The organism is Leptotrichia sp. OH3620_COT-345, assembly GCF_003932895.1.
In the GTDB taxonomy this organism is placed as follows: Bacteria; Fusobacteriota; Fusobacteriia; order Fusobacteriales; family Leptotrichiaceae; genus Pseudoleptotrichia.
In genome coordinates, this window is sequence record NZ_RQYW01000174.1 from 1 (window position 1) to 305 (window position 305).

Annotated in this window: 1 pseudogene; it reads left to right on the plus strand. The window is 38.7% G+C overall.

What is annotated here, in order from left to right:
- A pseudogene (locus EII29_RS12495) lies at positions 1-305 on the plus strand (hemolysin); the annotation flags it as partial.

Here is a 305-nt window from a genome sequence, read left to right on the forward strand (position 1 = left end):
TTTTTGGGTCAGTTGGGAGAAGGAAGATTAAGAACAACAATAGACAACATAGCAGGGAAAAGACTTGAGAAGGCAACGGACCAGACAGAAATAGGAAAGGCATTTGAAGATGCATATAAGGATTTAGGTTATAATGCAAAAGTAATATATACAGACCCGTCAAAAGCACCACAGTTAATAGATGAGAACGGTAATATCAAATCAGGCACGGCTTATGTAGGTAAAGACGGAGTGCATACGATAATAATAAATACGGAAGACCCGAAGAACAGTACACGTTCAGGGATAATAGGCACTATATCTGA